The 24,226-nt window shown below is 51.6% G+C and carries 22 protein-coding genes; 15 read left to right on the forward strand and 7 right to left on the reverse strand.

Annotation, left to right across the window (positions count from 1 at the left end; genetic code table 11):
- Positions 1–2: 2 nt before the first annotated feature.
- Positions 3–1,022, reverse strand: coding sequence for a UDP-glucose 4-epimerase GalE (gene galE / locus ACGHZ6_RS20265; protein ID WP_390615854.1), 1,020 nt, complete (start codon positions 1,020–1,022; stop codon positions 3–5).
- A 333-nt stretch (positions 1,023–1,355) separates the two neighbouring features.
- Here galE and ACGHZ6_RS20270 point away from each other — a divergent pair, with 333 nt between their 5' ends.
- From ACGHZ6_RS20270 to ACGHZ6_RS20280, 3 genes are read left to right on the forward strand one after another with little or no spacing between them, the layout of a single operon-like run.
- A complete protein-coding gene (locus ACGHZ6_RS20270) occupies positions 1,356–3,278 on the forward strand; it encodes a PrkA family serine protein kinase (protein WP_390615856.1) in 1,923 nt (640 codons plus the stop codon).
- 39 nt (positions 3,279–3,317) lie between these two features.
- A complete protein-coding gene (locus ACGHZ6_RS20275; RefSeq protein WP_390615858.1) occupies positions 3,318–4,598 on the forward strand; it encodes a YeaH/YhbH family protein in 1,281 nt (426 codons plus the stop codon).
- Complete coding sequence (locus ACGHZ6_RS20280; RefSeq protein ID WP_390615859.1) at positions 4,595–6,130, forward strand: SpoVR family protein; 1,536 nt, start codon at positions 4,595–4,597, stop codon at positions 6,128–6,130. The genes ACGHZ6_RS20275 and ACGHZ6_RS20280 overlap by 4 nt, the downstream gene beginning before the upstream one ends.
- 15 nt (positions 6,131–6,145) lie before the next feature.
- Here ACGHZ6_RS20280 and ACGHZ6_RS20285 read toward each other — a convergent pair whose 3' ends face one another.
- On the reverse strand, positions 6,146–6,712 hold the full coding sequence (locus ACGHZ6_RS20285; RefSeq protein ID WP_390615860.1) for a response regulator: 567 nt from the start codon (positions 6,710–6,712) through the stop codon (positions 6,146–6,148).
- 330 nt (positions 6,713–7,042) lie between these two features.
- Here ACGHZ6_RS20285 and ACGHZ6_RS20290 point away from each other — a divergent pair, with 330 nt between their 5' ends.
- The 4 genes from ACGHZ6_RS20290 to ACGHZ6_RS20305 all read left to right on the forward strand — a co-directional run bounded on the left by ACGHZ6_RS20290 (position 7,043) and on the right by ACGHZ6_RS20305 (position 11,491).
- On the forward strand, positions 7,043–8,326 hold the full coding sequence (locus tag ACGHZ6_RS20290; RefSeq protein WP_390615861.1) for a response regulator: 1,284 nt from the start codon (positions 7,043–7,045) through the stop codon (positions 8,324–8,326).
- 46 nt (positions 8,327–8,372) lie between these two features.
- Positions 8,373–9,590 (forward strand): multifunctional CCA addition/repair protein, encoded by a 1,218-nt coding sequence (locus ACGHZ6_RS20295; RefSeq protein ID WP_390615862.1) that lies wholly within the window; start codon positions 8,373–8,375, stop codon positions 9,588–9,590.
- A gap of 22 nt (positions 9,591–9,612) precedes the next feature.
- Positions 9,613–10,356, forward strand: a complete 744-nt coding sequence (locus ACGHZ6_RS20300; RefSeq protein WP_390615863.1) for a pteridine reductase — start codon at positions 9,613–9,615, stop codon at positions 10,354–10,356.
- Between the two features lie 283 nt (positions 10,357–10,639).
- Positions 10,640–11,491, forward strand: a complete 852-nt coding sequence (locus ACGHZ6_RS20305; RefSeq protein WP_390615864.1) for a chemotaxis protein CheX — start codon at positions 10,640–10,642, stop codon at positions 11,489–11,491.
- Between the two features lie 9 nt (positions 11,492–11,500).
- Here the strand turns inward: ACGHZ6_RS20305 and ACGHZ6_RS20310 are convergent, their stop codons facing one another.
- Both ACGHZ6_RS20310 and ACGHZ6_RS20315 read right to left on the reverse strand, forming a co-directional pair.
- A complete protein-coding gene (locus ACGHZ6_RS20310; RefSeq protein ID WP_390615865.1) occupies positions 11,501–12,424 on the reverse strand; it encodes a response regulator in 924 nt (307 codons plus the stop codon).
- A gap of 54 nt (positions 12,425–12,478) precedes the next feature.
- Positions 12,479–14,098: a chemotaxis protein CheX gene (locus ACGHZ6_RS20315; RefSeq protein ID WP_390615866.1), complete on the reverse strand. Its 1,620-nt coding sequence runs from the start codon at positions 14,096–14,098 to the stop codon at positions 12,479–12,481.
- A gap of 260 nt (positions 14,099–14,358) precedes the next feature.
- On the opposite strand from ACGHZ6_RS20315, the gene ACGHZ6_RS20320 reads away from it, so the two are divergent.
- Positions 14,359–14,802, forward strand: coding sequence for an Hsp20/alpha crystallin family protein (locus ACGHZ6_RS20320; protein ID WP_390615867.1), 444 nt, complete (start codon positions 14,359–14,361; stop codon positions 14,800–14,802).
- Between the two features lie 124 nt (positions 14,803–14,926).
- Complete coding sequence (locus ACGHZ6_RS20325; protein ID WP_390615868.1) at positions 14,927–15,247, forward strand: TraR/DksA family transcriptional regulator; 321 nt, start codon at positions 14,927–14,929, stop codon at positions 15,245–15,247.
- A 30-nt stretch (positions 15,248–15,277) separates the two neighbouring features.
- Here ACGHZ6_RS20325 and folK read toward each other — a convergent pair whose 3' ends face one another.
- From folK to tsaD, 3 genes are read right to left on the reverse strand one after another with little or no spacing between them, the layout of a single operon-like run.
- Entirely contained in the window at positions 15,278–15,793 is a 516-nt protein-coding gene (folK, locus tag ACGHZ6_RS20330; protein WP_390615869.1) for a 2-amino-4-hydroxy-6-hydroxymethyldihydropteridine diphosphokinase, read from the reverse strand.
- Entirely contained in the window at positions 15,793–16,176 is a 384-nt protein-coding gene (folB, locus tag ACGHZ6_RS20335) for a dihydroneopterin aldolase (protein WP_390615870.1), read from the reverse strand. The genes folK and folB overlap by 1 nt, the downstream gene beginning before the upstream one ends.
- Before the next feature lie 27 nt (positions 16,177–16,203).
- Positions 16,204–17,244, reverse strand: a complete 1,041-nt coding sequence (gene tsaD / locus ACGHZ6_RS20340; RefSeq protein WP_390615871.1) for a tRNA (adenosine(37)-N6)-threonylcarbamoyltransferase complex transferase subunit TsaD — start codon at positions 17,242–17,244, stop codon at positions 16,204–16,206.
- Positions 17,245–17,459: 215 nt separating this feature from the next.
- Here tsaD and rpsU point away from each other — a divergent pair, with 215 nt between their 5' ends.
- The 6 genes from rpsU to speB all read left to right on the forward strand — a co-directional run bounded on the left by rpsU (position 17,460) and on the right by speB (position 24,173).
- Positions 17,460–17,675, forward strand: a complete 216-nt coding sequence (rpsU, locus tag ACGHZ6_RS20345) for a 30S ribosomal protein S21 (protein ID WP_390615872.1) — start codon at positions 17,460–17,462, stop codon at positions 17,673–17,675.
- A 141-nt stretch (positions 17,676–17,816) separates the two neighbouring features.
- On the forward strand, positions 17,817–18,266 hold the full coding sequence (locus ACGHZ6_RS20350) for a GatB/YqeY domain-containing protein (RefSeq protein WP_390615873.1): 450 nt from the start codon (positions 17,817–17,819) through the stop codon (positions 18,264–18,266).
- Between the two features lie 52 nt (positions 18,267–18,318).
- Entirely contained in the window at positions 18,319–20,286 is a 1,968-nt protein-coding gene (dnaG, locus tag ACGHZ6_RS20355; RefSeq protein ID WP_390615874.1) for a DNA primase, read from the forward strand.
- A 120-nt stretch (positions 20,287–20,406) separates the two neighbouring features.
- Positions 20,407–22,227, forward strand: a complete 1,821-nt coding sequence (gene rpoD, locus ACGHZ6_RS20360) for an RNA polymerase sigma factor RpoD (RefSeq protein ID WP_390615875.1) — start codon at positions 20,407–20,409, stop codon at positions 22,225–22,227.
- Positions 22,228–22,327: 100 nt separating this feature from the next.
- Positions 22,328–23,158 (forward strand): response regulator transcription factor, encoded by an 831-nt coding sequence (locus ACGHZ6_RS20365; RefSeq protein ID WP_390615876.1) that lies wholly within the window; start codon positions 22,328–22,330, stop codon positions 23,156–23,158.
- A 70-nt stretch (positions 23,159–23,228) separates the two neighbouring features.
- Entirely contained in the window at positions 23,229–24,173 is a 945-nt protein-coding gene (speB, locus tag ACGHZ6_RS20370; RefSeq protein ID WP_390615877.1) for an agmatinase, read from the forward strand.
- Positions 24,174–24,226 lie beyond the last annotated feature (53 nt).

Raw genomic sequence — 24,226 nt, forward strand, 5'->3', positions numbered from 1 at the left:
AGTTAGCTTTCAAATCCGTTAGGGTTTTGTGACTGCCAGCGCCAGGCGTCAGCCATCATACGTGGCAAATCAAACTCGGCGCGCCAGTCCAGTTCCTCGGCAGCCAAAGCGGGATCAGCGTAACAGGTGGCAATATCACCGGGGCGACGATTAACAATCTCGTAGGGTACAGGTTTGCCGGCGGCCTGCTCAAAGGCTTTAACCATATCCAGCACACTGTAACCCCGGCCTGTACCCAGGTTATAGGTGTAGCAACCATTGTCTTTCTGCTTGAGTGATTCCAGGGCTTTCACGTGGCCGCGAGCTAAATCCACCACATGGATATAGTCTCTCACCCCGGTACCATCATGGGTGGGGTAATCGTCCCCAAACACTTGCAGCTGTGGCAGTTTGCCCACAGCGACCTGGGCAATATAGGGCATCAGGTTATTGGGGATACCCTGCGGGTCTTCTCCAATCAGGCCAGACTCATGAGCACCGACAGGGTTAAAGTAACGCAACAGGCTCACGCGCCAGGGGCTGTTGGGTGCGGCACAGGCATCACGCAAAATGTTTTCCACCATCAACTTACTGGCCCCGTAGGGGTTGGTGGTTGAGGTGGGAAAATCTTCGCGAATGGGAACAGAGGCCGGGTCACCGTAAACCGTGGCCGAGGAGCTAAAAATAATATCCGTGACGCCATAGTCAGCCATCACTTCACAGAGCAGCACACTGCCACTGACATTATTGTGGTAATAACTCAAGGGGATTTCAGAGGACTCACCCACGGCTTTTAATCCGGCAAAATGCATCACCGCATCAATACTGTACTGGCTGAAAACTTTACCCAGCGCACGACGATCGGTGATATCTCCCTGCACAAACGTTACCGGTTTTCCGGTGATTTGCTCCAGGCGCTCAAGCGCCGTACGGGAACTGTTGGCCAGATTATCAAAAACTATCGGCTCGTAGCCTGCAGCCACTAACTCAACACATGTGTGACTGCCAATAAACCCCGCACCACCTGTGACCAATACCGCCATGACAACTCCATTTTGCTGGGGAACAGACCTGATCCCATTCCCACATTAATACGTACTCTCTCTAGGTGCTGCATTATCCCACAGGCCCAAAATCCTCACCATGGCCAATTGGCCTAAATTTTGAACAGTTGATTGTGGAGTCTGTTTTTTGACGTAAAAAACTTTACAAAAAAGCACGCAAAAATCCTACAACCTATTTTTTAGGGGCTATTCTTAGATATAAGGGAATAAAACTTTTTGGTTTACGGCGACTAACGTTATATGCGGTTGGCCTATAAAAAAGGGATAAATAGTTATATCCCAGGGTCTAAACCGACAGCAGGAGAATTTGCCATGAGCATTTTTCATCACTACCAGAACCGCTATGAAGCTACGCAAGAGGAGGAATTGAGCATCCAGGAATACCTGGAACTCTGCAAAACCGACCCTAGCGTCTACGCCTCTGCCGCGGAGCGCATGTTGATGGCAATAGGAGAACCCGAACTGGTTGATACCGCTCGGGATCCTCGCATGAGCCGTATCTTTTCCAACAAAATCATTAAACGCTACGCCGCGTTTGAAGACTTCTACGGCATGGAAGAGTGCATCGAACAGATTGTGTCTTTCTTTAAACATGCCGCCCAAGGCCTGGAAGAAAAGAAACAGATCCTCTATCTACTGGGTCCTGTAGGTGGTGGTAAGTCCTCACTGGCAGAAAAGCTAAAAGCCTTAATGGAAAAAATGCCGATTTACTGTATTAAAGGCTCGCCGGTATTTGAATCACCATTGTGCCTGTTTGACCCCGAAGAAGATTCCCATATTCTCGAAGAGGATTATGGTATTCCTCAACGCTATATCAAATCCATTATGTCGCCCTGGGCCGTAAAACGCTTGCACGAATACAACGGCGATATCAGCCAATTCCGCGTTGTGAAAATGTACCCCTCGATTTTGGATCAAATTGCCATATCCAAAACCGAGCCCGGCGATGAAAACAATCAGGACATTTCCTCCCTTGTTGGTAAAGTGGATATCCGCAAACTGGAAGATTTCCCACAAAACGATCCCGATGCCTACAGTTTCTCCGGTGGCCTGTGCCGTTCCAACCAGGGCATTATGGAATTTGTGGAAATGTTTAAAGCGCCTATCAAGGTGCTGCACCCATTGTTAACCGCCACCCAGGAAGGCAACTACAACAGTACCGAAGGTTTAGGCGCCCTGCCCTTTGAAGGCATTATCCTCGCTCACTCCAACGAATCGGAATGGCAGACCTTTAAAAACAACAAAAACAACGAGGCCTTTATTGACCGGGTCTATATCGTCAAAGTGCCTTATTGTTTGCGCGTCTCCGAAGAGATACGTATTTACGAGAAGCTACTGCAAAACAGCTCTCTGTGCACAGCGCAATGTGCGCCTGACACACTGAAAATGCTGGCCCAGTTCTCAACCCTGTCGCGCATTAAAGAACCGGATAATTCCAACCTCTATTCGAAGATGCGCATCTACGATGGTGAGAATCTGAAAGACACCGACCCCAAAGCCAAGTCACTGCAGGAATATAAGGATTCCGCCGGCGTCGATGAGGGTATGGCCGGGCTGTCGACACGTTTTGCGTTCAAAATCCTTTCCAAAGTTTTCAACTTCGACCCAACAGAAGTGGCAGCTAACCCTGTACACCTTTTATATGTACTGGAACAGCAAATTGAGCAGGAACAATTCCAAACTGAGTTGCAAGAGAAGTACCTGACCTTTATTAAGGAATACCTGGCACCTCGCTACGTGGAATTTATCGGTAAGGAGATTCAAACCGCTTATCTGGAATCTTACGCCGAATACGGTCAGAATATTTTTGATCGCTATGTCACCTATGCCGACTTCTGGATTCAGGATCAGGAATACCGCGATCCTGAAACCGGTGAAATTCTCGATCGCGCCTCACTGAATGAAGAGCTGGAGAAAATTGAGAAACCCGCCGGTATTAGTAACCCGAAAGATTTCCGTAACGAAATCGTCAACTTTGTCCTGCGTGCACGAGCCAATAACAATGGCAAAAACCCACCCTGGAATAGCTACGAAAAACTGCGCACGGTTATCGAGAAGAAAATGTTCTCCAATACCGAAGACCTGTTACCGGTTATTTCCTTCAACGCCAAAGCCTCAGCCGACGACAAGAAGAAACATCAGGACTTTGTCGCCCGCATGGTAGATCGCGGATACACCGAGAAGCAGGTTCGTCTGCTGTCTGAATGGTATCTACGTGTCAGAAAATCCCAGTAATAAACATGTTACTGACACGTAAACAGACAGGGGGGTTTTATGAGCTACATTGTCGACCGCCGCCTCAACGCGAAAAATAAAAGTGCTGTCAATCGACAGCGCTTCCTGCGCCGTTACCGCAAACATATCCAAAAGGCGGTATCCGATGCGGTAACCCAGCGCTCAATCACCGATATCGATAAGGGCGAGCAAATCAGTATCCCCACCAGGGATATTAACGAACCCATCTTCCACCACGGCCGTGGTGGCAAAAATACCAATGTCCTGCCTGGCAACAAAGAGTTTGTTACTGGCGATCATATTCCCCGCCCTCCCGGCGGTGGCGGCCAGGGTGGCGGTGCAGGCCCCGGCGCCAGCGATCAGGGTGAAGGCATGGACGACTTTGTCTTCCAGATCACTCAGGAAGAATTTTTGGACTTTATGTTCGAAGATCTGGAACTGCCCAACATGGTCAAGCGCCAGCTGTCGGGCAATGAAGAATTTAAATTGCGCCGCGCGGGTATCAGTAATGAAGGTTCCCCCGGGCGTATTAATATTGTTCGCTCCCTGCGTGCCGCCAATGCCCGCCGTATAGCCCTGACGGGCGGCAAACGTAAGAAACTCAAGCGTTTGGAGCAGGAACTCGAAGATCTGGAAAATGTAGCCATTGAGCTACGCAACCATAAAAAAATTGAAGCGCTGATGGAAAAAATTACCCATCTGCGCAGTGTCATTAACCGCGTGCCCTGGCTGGACGATTTCGATCTTAAATACAACCTGCACGTCAAACAGCCAATCCCGCGCTCCAAAGCCGTGATGTTCTGTCTGATGGACGTCTCCGGCTCCATGAACCAGGCCACCAAGGATATGGCCAAACGTTTCTTTATTTTGCTGTATCTGTTCTTGCAGCGAAATTACGAGCACACCGAAGTGGTATTTATTCGCCACCACACCAGCGCCAAAGAAGTGGACGAGCAGGAATTCTTTTACTCACGGGAAACCGGCGGCACCATTGTCTCCAGTGCGCTGAAGTTAATGAAAGAAATCCTTGATACCCGCTACCCGGTATCCGAATGGAATATCTACTGCGCCCAGGCCTCCGATGGCGATAACTGGAACGATGATTCCACCACCTGCTCAAAAATCCTGATGGACAGTCTGCTACCAAAATTGCAGTACTTCTCCTATATCGAAATCACTCCCCGCGACCACCAGGCACTGTGGGAGGAGTACGAAGTGGTCCGCGAAAGATTTCCGGAAGCCTTCGCCATGGAACAAATTGTTGATGTGCGCGATATCTATCCGGTATTCCGAGAACTATTTCATAAGAAAGCCGTATGACTAATAAGCCAATCTCTACCACATCAGAATGGACCTTTGAGCTGATTCAGGAATACGATCGTATTATTGGCGAAATCGCTGAAGAATTTGGCCTGGATACCTATCCAAATCAGATCGAAATTATTAGCTCCGAGCAAATGATGGATGCTTACGCCTCTGTCGGCATGCCACTGGGTTACAACCACTGGTCCTACGGAAAGCAGTTTCTCAATATCGAGCAAAACTACTCCCGCGGCCAGATGGGCCTGGCCTACGAAATTGTTATCAACTCCAACCCCTGCATTGCCTATCTCATGGAAGAAAACACCATGACCATGCAGGCGCTGGTGATTGCTCACGCCTGTTACGGCCACAACTCGTTTTTTAAAGGCAACTACCTGTTTCGTACCTGGACCGATGCCGATTCCATTATCGATTATCTACTGTTTGCCAAGAACTACATTGCCCAGTGCGAAGAGCGCTACGGCATCGATGAAGTCGAAGCTGTGCTCGACTCCTGTCACGCACTGATGAACTACGGTGTTGATCGCTATAAGCGCCCCTACCCGATTTCTGCTGAAGAAGAGCGACTACGCCAGCAGGAACGCGAAGAATATATGCAAAAACAAATCAATGATTTGTGGCGTACGATCCCGCAACACCATCAGGATGACGATGAACAACATATTCCACAATTCCCGGCTGAACCGGAAGAAAACCTGCTCTACTTTGTTGAAAAAAATGCCCCATTGCTAGAACCCTGGCAGCGGGAAGTGGTACGTATTGTGCGCAAAATAGCCCAGTACTTTTATCCACAGCGTCAAACCCAGGTAATGAACGAAGGCTGGGCCTGCTTCTGGCATTACACCCTGCTTAATACTCTGTATGAGCGCGGCTATGTCACCGAAGGGTTTATTCTGGAATTCCTGCAATCCCACACCAGTGTGGTTTACCAACCCCCCTACGACAGCCCTTACTTTAACGGCATCAACCCCTATACTCTGGGGTTCAACATGATGATGGATATTCGTCGCATCTGTGAGGATCCCACCGAGGAGGACAAACGCTGGTTCCCAGACATTGCCGGATCGGACTGGAAGGAAACCATGCAATTTGCCATGCGTGACTTTAAGGATGAAAGCTTTATCCTGCAGTTCCTGTCCCCTAAAGTGATGCGCGATTTGAAACTGTTCTGCATTAGCGATGACGACCAGTGCCGGGATATTGAAGTGACCGCCATTCACGACGACAGCGGCTATCAGGCCCTGCGTGAAAACCTGGCGGGCCAATACAATCTGGGTAATCGTGAGCCCAATATCCAAGTCTGCAACGTCGATATACGTGGCGACAGATCCCTGACCTTGCAACACATCCAACACAACCGCAAACCCCTGGCGGAAACCACAGAAGAGGTTCTACGCCATATGCACCGCCTATGGGGCTTTGATATTCACCTGCATTCACTGCAAAACGATAAGATCACGGCCAGTTACCACTGCCCGCCAAAAGAGGACGATAAAGATAGGGAAATGGATAAAGCGCAGTCGCTTTAAGATATAACCTGGCGACTAGCTTTCAATCAAAGCCTGAACCTTCTCCAGCAGGACGCTGTTGTCGAAGGGTTTGGGCAGAATATCATTGGCACCTTCTTTTAAGGCTCGATCCAGCCCGGCCTGGGTTTCCGCCGAAATCACCAGTACCTTGGCAGCGGAATGCTCTTCGTGCTCACGGATATGCCGTAATACCTCATAACCATCAAGCCCCGGCATTTTAAGATCCAGGGTGATCACGCTGGGTTTGAGACGTTCCAGCATGGAGCCGGCGACAAAGCCGTCGTGAGCTATCTCTACCTCATAGCCGGTACGGCGCAACACACGCTTTATAGCAGCGGCCATCTCAGGCTGATCCTCAATCACCAATACCAGGCGATTAATGCCCTGTAGTTCATTCGGCACGGGCATCTGGTTCTCGCGCAGAAAGGCGACAAAGTCCTCGCGCTGAATGCGGTGATCGCCACGGCCAGGCAACTTATAAGCCTTAAGCTTGCCCCGCTCGATCCAGCGAATCACGGTACGGAAGTTGACTCCGCAGTACTTCGCCGCCTCGCCCGTCGTTAGCACCTGAATATCTGACATGGCCCGCCCGATTAGCCTTTGATGGAAACCTACTATCTAATCATAGCTGCTACAGACCTGTCTATCATGACATATATGACAGTTCTTACCATTTTCTATGCAAACTTGTTCTAAATGTCACGATTGACAGGTTAGTCAGGAAATGGATAATAATTAACCATACTCACACAGGATTTACTTGCTCCTCTCTCTACGGAATAGAACGACGAGCAAACCCAAACCCTAAGACCCTTGGCCCTCCGCAGTCTGTGAGGGCTTTTTTTTGCGCTTTTTTCAGGCTTATCTATATACTGTGGTGAAACTCTTGCCATAAGGCCCAGCGCGCCATCCATGACAGCCCCCATCCTGATCGTTGACGACAACAGCATCAATCGCCAGCTGCTGAAACATATCCTTGCTGACCACTATCACCCCCTCGACGAAGCCGAAGACGGCCAGGAATGTCTGGATAAAATCAAACAGCACGCCTACGAACTGGTACTGCTGGATCTGAATATGCCCAACAAGTCCGGCACCGATGTCCTGCAGGAACTGCAAACCCTGGCGCTGGATCAAACCCCAACAGTGATAGTGATTTCCGCTGACAACAAGCCGGAAACCATTAGCCACAGCCTGCAACTGGGCGCGGCAGACTACATCACGCCCCCCTATTCACGCGAAGAACTGCTCGCCCGGGTAAAAAACCACCTCACCCTGCGCAATCGCGAACAGGATCTGGAAGAGCGGGTTCAAGCCCGTACACGGGAATTGGAATTAACCAATAAACGCCTACATAAAACCCAACAACAATTGGCGCAGGCGGAGAAAATGGCGTCACTGGGGGAGCTGGCCGCCGGTGTTGCCCATGAAATCAACAATCCCATTGCCTATATCAATGCCAACCTCGGCAGCCTGCGAGATTACGTCAACGACCTGATCAAATTGCTGGGCTGTTACCAACAAGCCGAAGCCTTTATCGAAGACGACAGCACACGCCAGCAACTGACGGATATTCAGCAAAGTATCGACCTGCCCTTTTTAAAGGAAGATATTCAGCAATTAATTAAGGATTCACTCAACGGCAGTGAGCGGGTGCAACAGATTGTCAGCGATCTGAAAGTTTTCTCTCAGCCACAGCAATCCGAATGGCAGCAATTGCATATCGATGAATGTATCCACAGCGTACTGAATATCATCACCAACGAGGTCAAATACAAAGCTGAAGTATCACTCGAGCTGGCTGAGACACCAGCGATTGACTGCATCATCACGCAAATCTATCAGGTTATGACCAATTTGCTGGTTAACGCCGCCCAGGCGATCGAAAAGCATGGCCAGATTAGCATCACCACAGAAAACGCCGAGCAGTGCCCCTTTGATCCCAAGTTGCCGTCACCGGGCATCCTTATCAAAGTGCAGGATAGCGGCAGTGGTATGAGCAAAGCCGTGCAGAAAAAGATCTTTAACCCCTTCTTTACCACCAAACCACCCGGGCAAGGAACAGGCCTGGGTTTATCAGTAACCTATGGCATTATTGGCGCCCACCAGGGCGGGATTGATGTGGAAAGTGAACCCGGCAAGGGAACCAGTTTTACCCTCTACCTACCGCTGCAGCAATCTGGTTCCAACCCATAAAACGTAGTACTCTCACAAAAGTAGTTTTAGGAAACCCCTACCCCGTATGCAAATCTATCTCGTCGGCGGCGCCGTCCGCGACAAACTTCTCGGTTACCCTTACAGTGAACGCGATTGGGTGGTTGTTGGCGCATCCCCCCAAACCATGGAAGCCGAAGGATTTCGCGCTGTCGGCAAAGACTTCCCGGTTTTTTTACACCCGGACAGCAAAGAAGAATACGCCCTGGCGCGCACCGAACGTAAGACCGGCCCCGGTTACACGGGTTTTGATTTTTACGCAGCCAGCGATGTTACTCTTGAACAAGACTTACAGAGACGCGACCTAACTATTAATGCCATCGCCGAGGACAGCGACGGTAATCTGGTTGATCCCTATAACGGCAAAACCGATCTCGACAATAAAATTCTGCGTCATGTCTCTGCCGCGTTTAGTGAAGATCCTGTACGCATTTTGCGCGTTGCCCGCTTTGCCGCCCGCTACCACCACCTGGGTTTTAAAGTCGCTGAGGAAACCCTGCAGCTTATGCGCGATATGGTGAACAACGGTGAAGTCGATCATCTGGTTGCCGAACGGGTGTGGAAAGAATGGCAACGAGCGCTGACCGAAAAATCCCCCGGCCAATTTATTGAAGTGCTGCGCCAGTGTGGTGCCCTGCAAGCCATCATGCCAGAAATCGACAACCTGTTTGGCGTGCCACAACGGGCCGACCACCATCCGGAAATTGATACCGGCATCCACAGCTTAATGGTGTTGGAACAGGCCTGCCTATTGTCCGAGGAGGCTGATATTCGCTTTGCCGCCCTGGTTCACGACCTGGGCAAAGCCACCACGCCAAAAGATGTATTGCCGCAACATATTGGCCACGAAGCCCGCAGCCTTGATTTAATCAACGGCCTGTGTGAACGCCTGGCCGTACCCAAAGCCTATCGCGAATTGGCGATTGCCGTAGCGCGCGATCACACCAATTGCCATCGGGCACTGGAATTAAAACCGGAAACCATCGTCAAGCTGCTACAGCGCCTGGACGCCTTTCGTCGCCCGGAAAAACTGCAGCAATTTTTGCTCTGCTGCGAAGCCGATGCCCGTGGCCGCGAAGGCTTGGAAGACAGGGATTACCCTCAGGCCGACTATTTGCGCCAGGCCTTTAATCTCTGCCAGGCCATTAGTACTCAGGACATCATTGCTGCCGGTCATACAGGCAAAGCCATTGGTGAGCAGCTACACAAACAAAGAATTGCAGCGCTAAAAACCATCCGCCCCTAATCGAACAATAAGGCAGCACACTATGAATACAGAGACCCCCGTTGCCCTGATTACCGGTGCCGGCCGCCGCATAGGTGCCGCCATGGCCAAAGCCCTACACGCAGAAGGCTACCGGATACTTGTTCACTATCGACAATCGGCAAACGATGCCGAAACCCTGGTAGCGGCATTAAACAGCGAACGTCCTGATTCCGCTCACACGTTGTGCGCAGACCTTGCCGATATGACGGCCGTGAAAACCCTGGCTCAACAAGCACAGGACCACTGGGGGCGTCTGGATGTATTGATCAACAATGCCTCTTCGTTTTACCCCACCCTGGTTGGCGATATTACCGAAGAGCACTGGCAAGACTTGTTCGCCAGCAATGCCCAGGCACCGCTGTTTTTAAGTCAGGCCCTGGCACCCGCCTTAAAACAGCAACATGGCTGCATTATCAATATCGCCGATATACATGCCCGCAGGCCCCTCAAAGGTTACACCACCTATTGCATGGCAAAGGCCGCTAACACCATGCTAACCCAGTCCCTGGCCCGTGAGCTGGCCCCGGAAGTACGGGTTAACAGTATTGCGCCAGGTGCCATCCTGTGGCCGGAAAATGACGCCGAGGTTGATGACAGCACTAAACAGCAAATGCTCGATGAAATTCCGCTGCAACGGACCGGCACAGAAGCCGACATCGCCCGCACGGCCGTGTTTCTGATCCAGCAGGCGGACTATATAACCGGGCAGATTATCGCGGTTGATGGCGGACGATCCCTCAAATAAATGTTCAGTATTAGCACTATGGGAGGAGACAGTCGGGGAAGCTTCTCGTAGCAATCAGCCCATGTTTAAGCGGCAGGAAAAAGTCAGGGTAGTCGCGGAGGTTGTCTGAGCGCGAGCGAGTTTACGGAGCGCTGGCTTTTTCCTGCCGCTTATGGGCGCGGAGAGAAGCTTCCCCGGCTGGCTCCGGATTTATAGCCCCCAAAACAAAAAGCCACACCCACCTATAAAAACCCACTAAACTTGTAAGAGTCTCCCCACAGGTTCATGGAAGGCCCCAACCATCATGCCGTCGTTTTTAGGTACCGCGCTGATTGAGCGCGGGTTATTGTCAGAAAGCCAACTGCAACAGGCGTTGGACATACAACGCCAAACCAACCCGCTGCTGGGTGAGCTGGCCATTGAATACGGTCTGTTAACCAGTCAACAGGTGGAAGACATCAACACCATACAGCGCCAGATCAATCAGCGCTTTGGGGATATTGCCCAAGAGAGAGCGCTGCTGAACGCCGATCAGGTGCAGCAATTACTCGACATCCAACAGAGCCGCAGCCTACGCCTGGGTGATATCCTGATTCGTGAAGGGTTTATCAGCCAAAGCGCACTTATAGACACACTGCAAAGCCTGCAGCGCGAAGCGGAAAAGAATTACTTATTCGACCAGTTTAACGCCGCCCAACAATGTGCCCTGGAATCTTTAGAAAAGCTGTTTAACCGCATGATGAAATCTGCATGCAAGTACACCCAGATTGCCACGCTGCCGCAATGCCTCGAAAATTATCAATACTTGATGACCATCACGATAGTCGATGCTACTAAACAGCAATCACCGTTTATGCGTTTATCACTGGCTTGCAATGATGAACTACTGATGAATATTGCTTCCAGTTTTCTCGGTATTGCGAGTGAAGATTATGATGAGGATCTTGCGCTGGATGCCCTGGGCGAGCTGCTCAACATGACGGCGGGTTATATTATTAGTGATCCCAGTACCGGGCCGAATCTGGCACCCATACCAGCGACAACAACTAAAGACTTTCAGGAAGTTTATCTGGATGATCCAAAGCAACTACTGGCCGTCACGTTTGACAGTCAGATAGGTGAGGGTTTAACACTTATATCCCAACCATCTTTGTGATTAAACCACCTATGCCACAATAATGGTCATACGCCCGGTCTCATAACCTATAACCCCCACCTCCACATCAATCCGTCGGGCACCGGGTTTGCTGAACAGCTTTTTAACCACTGGCTTGGCTTCGGTAATGGTGTGCACGCGACTGCACAGCAAGCCTTCCGAGGTAGCAGTATCATGCAGGGCAACACTGATGACCGACAGTAAACGCTCACAGCCCTGCATAATCGAGCGACTAATGGCGCGCTCGGCGATGGCCACATGCACATCGGCCTCATCGATATTATTAACAGCACCTCCTAACAGGCAAGCCGCTTTGACATCTATAACTGCAATAGCGCGCACCACATTATCCTGCGAAGATTCAAACAGCGACACAACACAAGGGTAACTTTTTTCTGTCAACTGAATCGGCGGTAATCGCTCCACCAACACTTCCTTAGCGGTAAAGTTATTGATGACCGAGGTTAAAACATCAATATTGGGTAGCGCCACACGATCCGGTTCATCTTCCTCTGGCTGGTGCTGACTCAACGCTTCCTCACCTTCGTCCTGGCCCTGGATAATCGGCAATACGGCTTTGTGCAGGGTGGCAAAATCAAACGGCTTGTTGACGATAAATTTGGCACCGGCATCCATGGCTTCCCGAATCATTTGCTCGCGCTCTTCAGTGGTAACAAAACCGACTTTAATGCCCAGCATTTCCCGGTTTAAGGCAAGTAATAAATCCAGGCCACTCATGCCTCCCGGCATATGCCAATCACACAGCACAAGTTCTGGCTCCCAGGTACGGCAAATACTCAAGGCTTCTGCCCCATCAGAGGCTTGACGGGTTTCTATCTCGCTGTAACCCATCGCCTGGATACCACGACTGACAATGGTTTGCATTGCTCGACTATCATCAACGATCAAAATTTTCTTTATCGCCAACTTCATGTAAGTACCTGAGATCTTTTTATAGTGCTTATTAGAGTTAAATTGTTTTTTGACTTAGATAGTTTTTTGAATAGTACCTAAGTACAAACGACCGTGTTGTGTGCCCACCAAAATCTCAGCGGTGGTTTTCATATAAAACATCAACTGATCCAGCTCATCGCGCTGAATATGTTTGGGCGCGGAAAGCTTTCTGCTATCTCCAAGGTTATTGGCAACAAAACCGGCGACAATATTGGTCATCTCCCCGACGCTGTCGATTACATCATCCTCTTCCACCTCGGCCTGAGGCTTATCAAAGATGGCAGACGCTACCCGCTCAGACAGATCGCGATCCACCCCCAGTACGATGCCCATATCCTCATCACCAATGAAGACATAGGTCCACATGCATAACCGTGAAGGCTTATTGGGAACGCTGGTGGAGACAATGACAACCTCATCCTTGTCGTCTATAAACTTAGCCCAAAACTCAGAAACCGACAAAAACAGGGGGCTGGCATAGGCCTCGCTGTGTTTTGCTTTACGCGGGTCCACATCGGTAGTTTTTTGGCCCACAAACTCAATATTATCTTCCGCCAGGCTTTCTGAAAGTGCCTCAAATTCAAGTTCCACATGAGGATCGGCTACAGCATTGCTTTCCACTTCAACCTGTAAAGGAGAGTTATCTTCCGCAGAATCCATCAGGAAGTGCATCTCCAGCGTTTCATGCTCTTTCTTTAAACGCTCAAACTCAGCCTCTCGCTGATCGAGCTGGCTGGCCGCCTTATCCATGGCCAACATATGGGTTTCAATCATGGCTTTTTCTTTTAAGGTACGTTCGAGCTCATTACGCACCTCATCCAGCTCGGCTTCCAACGCCTCAACTTTTGCCTGGAGCTCTGTATCTGTTGGGGCGTTAACCGATTGCGCCCGCTCCTCTACCAGCTGCTGTTCCAGCTGGGCAATACGCTTGCGCTGGAAGCGTTCCTTATTGGCCGCCTCATTGTACATAGCGGATAAATTGTCCCGCTCGGTGGTCAGGTACTCGGTTTTGGTCGACAGGTCATTAACCTGTTGATGCAAACGCACATTATCTTTTTGTAAGCCTTCCGCCTTCTTCGATAGATGCATCATCTCGGCCAAATTGCGACTGGCATCAGCCAACTTATCTCGCAGTTTGTTCGCGGTTGAGCGATGCCGCCCCTCCTCACGACTCAGCTGGGATACCCTGGTGCGTAGGATGCGGTTATCGGCAACATCCTTCTCCAGTGATTCCACATGGGCTCGGCTGACCTCAAGCTCCTGACGCAAGCCATCGATAATGCTATCGAGCTCCTCCGTATCCGCACCCGGCTCGCCAGAATGACGGCTCTTGAACTCCTCCAGCATCTCGATCTTCTTGTTACGCAGATCCAACTGCTGTTTAAGCGAGTTAAGCGCATGCTTAACGTCTGCTTCAACATCCTCTGGGTTACCCACCGCCTGCGCTGTAGCGTCCACGCGAGCACGGGATAACTCCTCCTCAAGCTCGCGGTTGCGCTTTAGGGTTTCTTCCAGCTTGTCTTTAAGGCTATCAGCCAGGCGCTTAAGCCGCTGGCGGTATTTGATTTCATTGCGGTAGGTACCGATGGCAATAACAATACCTGCCACCAGCAAAATAGCGAGATTCAGTGCAATGATCAGTTCAGTATTCATATGGGTTATAAGGTTTCTAAGCCCTCTAAGCCGCTGGTTATTATTGTTATATAGCAGGCATTGCGCCGAACAGCCGAATGCAGCAGTAGCGCTTAGACCAGATACTGGCACAAAAAAGATTTATACGCCATTTTCAGCGGTAATCCGCTACCCGCCCCATTCTTTGATATAGCTCAATATCACTTCTTCAAACTGGGTCCATACTTGTAGTGTCAACAAATGGTTGTGTTACTTCAGATAACTGTTTTAGGAGGTGCGTCATGAGCCTGATCCCACGTAACCGTCCCCTTGGTAACTCCCTGTTTGATTTTGATAACTTCTTTGATCAAGTCTGGGGGAATCGTCTACCAGAGACATCCTTTTCCCCAACAACCTTTTCTCCTCGTATTGATGTTCGAGAGCACGATGGTCATTACGAAATCAGCGCGGAGTTGCCTGGTGTGGATAAAGACGATCTGTCAGTAACACTGGATAACGGTGTACTGACTATCGAAGCTGAAACCCACCAGGAAGACAAAGAAGAAAAAGAAGGGAAGCTCATTCGTCAGGAACGCCGCTACGGCAAATTTATGCGCAGCTTTAACCTGGGCAGCGATGTTAGGGAAAAAGACATCAATGCCAGCTTCAAGGATGGTGTGCTCACCCTAACAGCACCCAAGAGAGAAGAAACGGTTAGCCAGAGCCGCCGTATCGATATTCACTGATGCATGAGATTTGTGCCGGGCAGCCTCCTTGCAGTTGAGCGTCCGGCACTTTTATACCCTCAACAGGCAACCTGTAAATAGCCACACATTATTAGCCAAAAACAGCACAGAAGATTAAATAACTATGAACCAAGCCGATATTCGCCAAACCCTGACCCGCCGCCAGCAGCAATTACAACAGCGCCTGGAGGCCGTTGAACACGACCTGCAAAAAAGCCATAGCAGCGACTGGAGTGAACAGGCACAGGAACGGGAAAATGACGAAGTACTGGAAGCTATCGCCAACGAAACCGCCATCGAACTAGCGCAATTGAAACGCGTACTGAAAAAGATGACCGGCCACAATTACGGCGTGTGCAGCGAATGCGGCCAACCCATTAACGAAAAACGCCTGGCGGCCATACCAACAGCGGAATACTGTATAGATTGCGCCAGTCGCCACTAAATAACAGCCGCGGCCAAACCAAAAAGCGGCCTACTGACGGCGGGATATTTGACGTTCCTGCCAAGTGAAGTCCACTGGCCACAGCAGCTGGTCGCGATCATAGGCCTGCCATAAATCGCCGTAGGACTTCTTCTGCTCCGGGTGTAACTCATCTGCGGCCACTTCTGCCAAAGGCCAAAGTACGAAAGCGTTGGTAAGGATTTCATCGCGGGGCAACTCCACCCCGTCATGCCACCCCAGCAGATCATCGTAGGTCAGGATATCGATATCCAGGGTTCGGGCACTAAAGCGCGGCCCACCATCGCGGCGACGATCATTATCGTGCTCAATCTTGCGCAACAGGCTCGCCAAGGCGCCCAGCTCCATGGTGGTATCCAGCCCCACCACAAGATTTAAAAAATTATCGCCCTCAAAACCAACCGCTTCACTCTCATATACAGAAGAAATAATCAGCTCACCGAAACGTTGCGCCAGAGCATCCAGCGCTGCTGAAATATAGCGGTAGCGATCAATATTGCTGCCAAGGCTGAGGTAGACTCGCGCCATTAAATTGCTCCTACACCTGCTGGACGCATTGCCATATCACCGCGCTCAATCACCAGACCAACATCCTTCGACTGACGCAGGGCGCCGGGTTTACTCAAACGCAAACGTAACCAGGGCACATCAAACTCTTCACGGATAATGGTGGCGATCTGCTCGATCATGGTTTCCACCAACTGAAACTCACTGCCTTCGACAAAGGCAATAATACGTTTAGCCACCGATTTATAATTAAGAGCATACTGAATATCGTCAGTCTCGGCCGCCTTGCTAATATCAGCCGCCATTTCCACATCCAGACTTACCGTCTGGCGTACCTCGCGCTCCCAATCATAAATACCGATAATGGTATCAATGCGCAGATCTCTGATATAGACAACATCCATCTAAACGAAAACTCCCGTTCTTTATGCTTATTCGCCCGCCGTCAACGAGGGCAACTCTTCCAAATTCCAACGCGGCTTCACGTGCACCGGCAACGCTTCCCCCTGTTCAGCTAACAAGCGCTGTGCCCCTGCATAGGCAATCATGGCACCGTTGTCGGTACAAAACTCATGGCGAGCATAAAATACCTTGGCGCCAATCTTGGCCAGTGCCGATTCCAGTTTTTCCCGCAGCCGCTGATTAGCCGAAACACCACCGGCGATGACCAGGGTTTTCATATTGCACTGCTGCAGGGCGCGGCGACACTTAATCACCAGCGTATCCACTACCGCCTCCTGAAAAGCACAGGCAATATCGGCGCAGGTTTGATCATCCGGCAGGCCGTCAGCCTGCTTATGCGCCGCAACCGTATTAAGGGTAAAGGTTTTCAATCCACTAAAACTAAAATCCAAGCCAGGGCGATCAGTCATGGGGCGCGGGAAGGTGAAACGTTCGGGATCGCCCTGCTCGGCGAGCTTGGCGACCTGTGGACCACCGGGGTAATCGAGATCCAGCATCTTGGCGGCCTTATCGAAGGCCTCACCAGCGGCATCATCCAGGGATTCCCCCAGCAGCTTGTATTGGCCAATACCATCAACCTCCACCAACTGGGTATGACCACCGGATACCAGCAATGCCACAAACGGGAACTCAGGCGGCTGATCTTCCAGCATAGGCGCCAGCAGATGCCCCTCCATATGGTGCACACCTACCGCAGGTACCCCCAGCGCGTAGGCCATAGCACGGCCACTACAGGCTCCAACCATCAGTGCTCCCACCAGGCCTGGGCCAGCGGTATAGGCTACGGCATCAATATCGCCTTTACTAAGACCACAATCGTCCAGCACCTCCTGAATCAGCGGCAGGGTTTTGCGCACATGATCACGGGAGGCCAATTCCGGTACCACACCACCATATTCGGCATGGACCTTGATCTGGCTATAGAGGCGATGGGACAACAGCCCCTTATCGGTGTCATACAGGGCCACTCCCGTCTCATCACAGGAGGTTTCAATACCCAGGACTCTCATAATTTCTGCTCTCTAAACAGGCTTAAGGCGCGCATAATAGCAGTATCGTCGGCCTGACACACGGTCCGACACATAATGGAAACATAAGAGTTGTTGCAGTCCGCTGCTTATCTGTATAGAATTTGCGCCCCTTAAGCTTTAGAGGGTAAAGACTCAGGTAACTGACCTGACCCAAGCCCCTCAGATGTTGGAATTTAACAGTAACAGGTAAAGAGATGCCTTCAGTAAAATTGAAAGAAAACGAGCCTTTTGACATTGCCCTGCGTCGCTTCAAGCGTTCTTGCGAGAAAGCCGGTATCCTGGCCGAAGTACGTCGTCGTGAGTTCTACGAGAAGCCAACTTCTGTACGCAAGCGCAAGGCTGCTGCCGCTGTTAAGCGTCACGCCAAGAAGGTTTCTCGCGAATCTCGCAAGTTTCAGCGCCTGTACTAATCAGTTATTTGCCGTCTTCGGCAAGGCTAACGCCCTTCTGGCGTAACGCCTAAACTGTACTTTCTAGCAAACGCCACGCAAGCCCTGCTTGCGGGCGTTGCTGTGTTTGTAGCTCACGGAAAAATACGGAGAGAACAGCCAATGGCCAGCGAATTACAAAAACAGATCCACGAAGCCATGAAAGCCGCCATGCGCGCCAAGGAAAAAGACCGCTTGGGCACCATTCGCATGATTCAGGCCGAGTTCAAGCGTATTGAAGTTGATGAGCGCATAGAACTGGACGACGCCCGTGTACTGGCCGTGCTGGACAAGATGAACAAACAGCGCCGCGACTCCATCACCCAGTACGAAGACGCCGGTCGCACCGAACTGGCCGATAAAGAGCGGTTCGAAATGGGTGTTATCAGCGAGTTCCTACCCGCCGCCCTGTCAGAAGCCGAGCTGGACGAGATAGTTACCCAGGCCATCGCCGAAAGTGGTGCCGAAAGCGCACGCGATATGGGCAAAGTTATGGCCATCGTCAAACCCAAGATTCAGGGCCGTGGCGATATGGGCGCCGTTAGTCAGCTGGTAAAAGCCAAGCTGAGCTGAGACAGACATTCAGCCGCTAGTCACTTGTGATGCGCGGCTGTAGACTGCATCTATGGCCGGCTTAATCCCCCAACCCTTTATTGATGACCTACTGGATCGCGTCGACATCGTCGATGTGGTGGACAGTCGCGTCAAATTAAAAAAGACCGGCAAAAACTACAGCGCCTGCTGCCCGTTTCACGACGAAAAGACCCCCTCTTTTACCGTCAGCCCCGACAAACAGTTCTATTACTGCTTCGGCTGTGGCGCCAGCGGCAACGCCCTGGGTTTTGTCCTGGATTACGACCGGGTCAGCTTTCCCGAAGCCGTAGAACAACTGGCCCGCCTGGCTGGTGTCGAAGTTCCTCGCGAAGCCAAACCCAAAGATGATCCGGCCGAACGCACCCGCAAGCGCCTGTATGGCCTGCTGGAAAAAGCCGACGAATATTATCAGCAACAGCTGCGCCAGCACCCGGCCAAACACTTCCCGGTTAACTACCTGAAAAACCGCGGCCTGAGTGGTGCCATCGCCAAGGATTTCGGTATCGGCTTTGCACCTCCCGGCTGGGACAATTTGATGCAGACCTTGGGTGACAGTGATGAGACCCGCAAACTGCTGACCGAAGCCGGCATGCTGATTGAAAAGCCGGAAGACGGCCGCCGTTACGACCGCTTTCGCAACCGCATTATGTTCCCGATTCGCGATATCCGTGGTCGCATTATCGGTTTTGGCGGCCGGGTACTGGGTGACGATAAACCCAAATATCTCAACTCACCGGAAACCCCGGTATTCCACAAAGGCAAGGAGCTCTACGGCCTGTATGAAGCTCGCCAAGCCTACCGCCAACTGCCACGCCTGCTGATTGTGGAAGGCTATATGGATGTCGTGGCCCTGGCGCAATTTGAGATTCGCTACGCCTGTGCCACCCTCGGTACCGCCTGCGGTGAAGACCACCTGACCCGCGCCTTCCGCTACACCAGTGAAATCGTCTTCTGTTTTGACGGCGACGAAGCTGGCCGCAAAGCCGCCCAACGCGCCCTGGAAAACTGCCTGCCCACCATGGAAGACGGCCGCCATGTGAAATTCCTGTTTTTGCCCGACGGCGAAGACCCGGACACATTGGTTCGCCAGGTAGGTGCTGAAAAATTCGAAACCATGATTGAAAAAGCGGTGCCGCTGGAGGAATTCCTCTTCGATGCCGTTAGCCAGGATATCAATATCCAGACCATGGATGGCCGCGCAACGCTGAGTAAGCGTGTCGCCCCCCTGTTGCACCGACTGCCCACCGGGGTCTTTAAAGAGCTCATGTTTGCCAACCTGGCAACCCGCACCGGTTTGCCCGTCGATACCCTGATGGAGCTGGTGCATATCGAGGAGCCCGCACCACAACCGGCGCCGACTCCTAGCGAGCCCGTAACCAGTGAACAACACCCTACTAGTTACGCCCCTGCCTACACCCCGAGCCATATCCCGGCCCAAGCCGCTGCCCACCATAGTGAGCAAGTACCCACATACGACGAACCACCTATGGAGTTGGAGGCAACCTATCAGGTAACCCACAATCGCGCCCCCAAAAACAAAGCGCCGCAGTTCTACCGCCAAACCCAGGAAAAACACCTGATCGCCCTGCTGCTGCAACACCCTATCCTGGCTAACCAGGTCGAGGATATAACCCCACTACAGAACAGCGACAACCCGGATTTAGCTATCCTGGCCGAGCTGATTGAGCTGCTACAGCAACGCCCAAACTACAGCATCAACCGTATTCTGGGCTACTGGCGAGGCACTCGCGGGGCCGATGCCACCGACGAATTATCCGCCCTGGCGGCCACTGATCTGGTGGTTGACGCCAAACAAAGCAGTGGCTTTGACGCCAGCGGTGAGTTCCGCGAATGCCTGCAACGGGTTATTTCGCAACTGCAGCGGCAAAATGGCGGCAACACGCTGGAAAAGCTGCAACGCAAGGGCTTAAATAACCTTAGTGAGGATGAAAAACGCCTCTACCGCGAAGAGTTAGCCAAAGCTCGCACCTCCAAATAGTTAAACAGCTCTAAAGCTAATAAATTAAACGACTCAAAGGCTTGAATTTATAGAACCAGGCGCCATATATGCGCTATAATTTCGCGCTTTTGTATTCCACCTACAGTCACAGGGTCACGAATGTCTGAACAAGCCCAAGAGCAATCTCGTATTAAAGAGCTGATCGCCCGTGGTAAAGAGCAGGGTTACCTTACCTATGCTGAAGTAAACGACCACTTACCCGAAGACATTTCTGATCCGGATCAGGTCGAAGATATCATCCAGATGATCAATGACCTGGGTATCAAGGTGTACGAAAACGCACCGGATGCCGAAGAGATCCTGATGGCTGACGGTGACTCCTCCGCCGATGAGATCGCCGCTGCTGAAGCCGCTGCTGCCCTGGCCGCCGTAGAAACCGAAGCCGGTCGCACCACTGACCCAGTGCGTATGTATATGCGCGAAATGGGTACCGTAGAGCTGCTGACCCGCGAAGGCGAAATCGCCATTGCCAAGCGTATCGAAGAAGGTACCCGTGAGCTGATGCACGCCATCGCCTACTGGCCTGGCGCGGTTGAAAAGCTGCTGAACGAATACGACCTGATTGAACAGGAAGAACGTCGCCTGCCAGACGTTATCGCTGGTTGGCTAGACCCTGCCGACGAAGTCCCCTCCGCCCTGGCTCAAGCCCAAGCGGCTCAGGAAGCTGGCGACAGTGATGATGACGATGATGACGACGAAAATGCCGGTGGCGTAGATCCAGAAGAAGCCAAAGAGCGCTTCGAAGAGCTGCGCGCCCAGTGGAAAAAAGCTGAAGCCGCTCTGGAAAAACACGGCCGTGACAGCAAAGAAGGCGGCAAAGCCCTGGAAGAGCTGGGTGAAGTCTTCAAATACTTCAAACTGCCACCACGTCAGTTCGACCCGCAGTACGGTTCCATCCGTGGCATTCTGGAAAGCATCCGTAAAGAAGAGCGCAACATCATGCAGCTTTGTGTACGCAAAGCCAAAATGCCGCGCAAGACCTTTATCAAAGAGTTCCCAGGTAACGAGATTAACGAAGACTGGATCCCGGAAATCGTTAAGAAGAAGCGCGACTACTCCGACACCATCAAAGCGGTGGCCGGCGACATCATGCGCTCCCAGCGCAAGCTGCAACAATTTGAAGACATGACTGGCCTGGAGCTGGCGGCGATCAAAGAGATCAACCGTCGCATGTCCATCGGTGAAGCCCGTGCTCGCCGCGCCAAGAAAGAAATGGTTGAAGCCAACCTGCGTCTGGTTATCTCGATTGCCAAAAAGTACACCAACCGTGGCCTGCAGTTCCTCGACCTGATTCAGGAAGGTAACATCGGTCTGATGAAGGCGGTGGATAAGTTTGAATACCGTCGCGGTTACAAGTTCTCGACCTACGCCACCTGGTGGATTCGTCAGGCGATTACCCGTTCTATTGCCGACCAGGCACGTACCATCCGTATTCCGGTACACATGATTGAGACCATCAACAAGCTCAACCGTGTTAGCCGCCAGATGCTGCAGGAAATGGGCCGCGAGCCAACGCCTGAAGAACTGGGCGAGCGTATGGACATGCCGGAAGACAAGGTTCGCAAAGTCCTGAAGATTGCCAAAGAGCCAATCTCCATGGAAACCCCCATCGGTGACGACGAAGATTCACATCTGGGCGACTTTATCGAAGACTCCACCATCGTATCCCCAGTGGAATCTGCGACCTCCGAAGGCCTGGAAGAAGCCACCAAAGACGTACTGTCTGGCCTGACCGCCCGTGAAGCCAAGGTACTGCGTATGCGCTTCGGTATTAATATGAATACCGACCACACCCTGGAAGAAGTAGGCAAGCAGTTCGACGTAACCCGTGAACGTATCCGTCAGATCGAAGCCAAGGCCCTGCGCAAACTGCGTCACCCTTCCCGCTCCGATCACCTGCGTAGCTTCCTGGACGAGTAATCCCGTCACAGATGCTAGCCAGAAAAACGGGGCGCATGAAAATGCGCCCCGTTTTTTTTGAATCTGGCCATCCCTTTTGTGCCACGCTATGCTTGGCCTAATGAACGTATCTCACTCAGATAACACCTTAAGCCAAGCCATACGCGCCCTGGGACATAACGATTTTTTTCCAGCGCTACTCTCCTGGCTGGAAATAGACAAGCTGGTCACTGATCCACTGGCATTACTCTACCAACCGGATCAACGCCCCATAGTGCTTTATCACTCCTATGATCAAAAGCATTACCAGGATCATGTTCGCGCCTATATCGATACCGGTATCTACGTACTGGATCCTTTTTACCGGGCCAGTGTCGAGCATCAACAGCAAGGCATTTCGGAACTAGCAGATGTCGCACCAGACGAATTCGAACAATCCGAGTTTTTTACCCAGTATTACGCACCACTCAAGCTGCATCATGAAATCACCGTGTTGGTCCCATTAAACGAACATTGTTTTTTACATTTCTCCCTCGATACAGCCGAAGGCTCAGAACAAACATGTCGCGATATCCTTGAGGCCAGGATTGATGTGCTGACGTCCCTCCTGTTTCAGCAGGGGCAACAACTACTGCAGCAAAACGACTCACAACACTTTGTCGCACAGAGCGTGCATCAGGCGCTCAACAATTTTGGCAGCAGTATTCTGACCCCCAGAGAACAAGATATCGTTCACCTTATGCTGCAGGGGCACTCCAATCAGTCCGCCGCAGAAAAGCTTAACGTGGCCCACTCAACCGTCAAAAGTCACCGCAAGAGCATCTACCAGAAGCTCGATATTACCAGCCAGTCGGAGCTGTTTTACCTCTTTCTCGACGCGTTACCCCATCTTTCGGCAGACACCCCCGACCCACTGAGCCACTATCTAACGCCTCCTCCCAAGGGGGGATAGGGGCAAAGGCCCTTAATGGTTAGACTGGAACCCTCACTTAAATTCTCATCTATTTAACTCAGAGGTAGCCATGTCTCGCCCCACCGATTTTGCCATAACCCGAGACGCCTTAACCGGCAGCGACGTCGAGCCCACTTACGCTGGCGTCCTTAGCTTTTTACGCCGTAAATACAGCCGAGATCTCGCAGGTGTCGATGTCGCCGTAACCGGCGTCCCCTTTGACCTGGCAGTATCCAATCGCTCAGGCGCCCGTCTGGGCCCCAGAGCCATACGCGCAGCATCCAGCAACCTGGCCTGGGGAAAGGTTAATCATTGGGGCTTTGACCCTTTTGAGCAGCTTGCCGTGGTGGATTACGGCGATTGCGGCTTCGATAGCAGCTGCCCCCAGGAAGTCCCTGATGTGATAGAAAATCACATCACCAACATCTTGAACCAGGATACCGCCACACTAACCCTGGGCGGCGATCATTTTATTACCTATCCGATCATCAAAGCCTACGCCAAAAAATTCGGCCCGTTATCACTGATTCACTTTGATGCCCACTACGACACCTGGAATGACAGCAAGGGCACCATTGATCACGGCACCATGTTTTATCACGCGGTACAGGAAGGGCTGATTGATCCCTCCCGCTCTATTCAAATTGGTATGCGCACCAGCATTGATGACACCATCGGCTTTCAGGTACTGGATGCACACTGGGTTCATACGCACGGCGTCGAGGCTGTTGTTGAAGCCATTCGCAACCGTATTGGCGATCACCCCAGCTACCTGACCTTCGATATTGATTGCCTTGATCCCAGCTATGCTCCAGGCACCGGCACACCGGTAATTGGCGGCCTAACCAGCTACCAGGCCCAGCGTATTCTGCGAGGATTGGAAGGAATCAATCTGGTGGGTATGGATCAGGTAGAAGTGGCCCCCGCTTATGACAACGCAGAAATCACCGCACTTGCCGCCGCAAGCTTGGCGCTGGATATGCTGTGCATCTATGCCAAACGGCTAAACAAATAAGGCTTTAGAGCTATCAAAAAAAACGCCCATCACCGTAAAAGGTAATGGGCGTT

Origin of the sequence: Maricurvus nonylphenolicus (assembly GCF_042854845.1) — a bacterium.
Classification (GTDB): Bacteria; Pseudomonadota; Gammaproteobacteria; order Pseudomonadales; family Cellvibrionaceae; genus Maricurvus; species Maricurvus nonylphenolicus.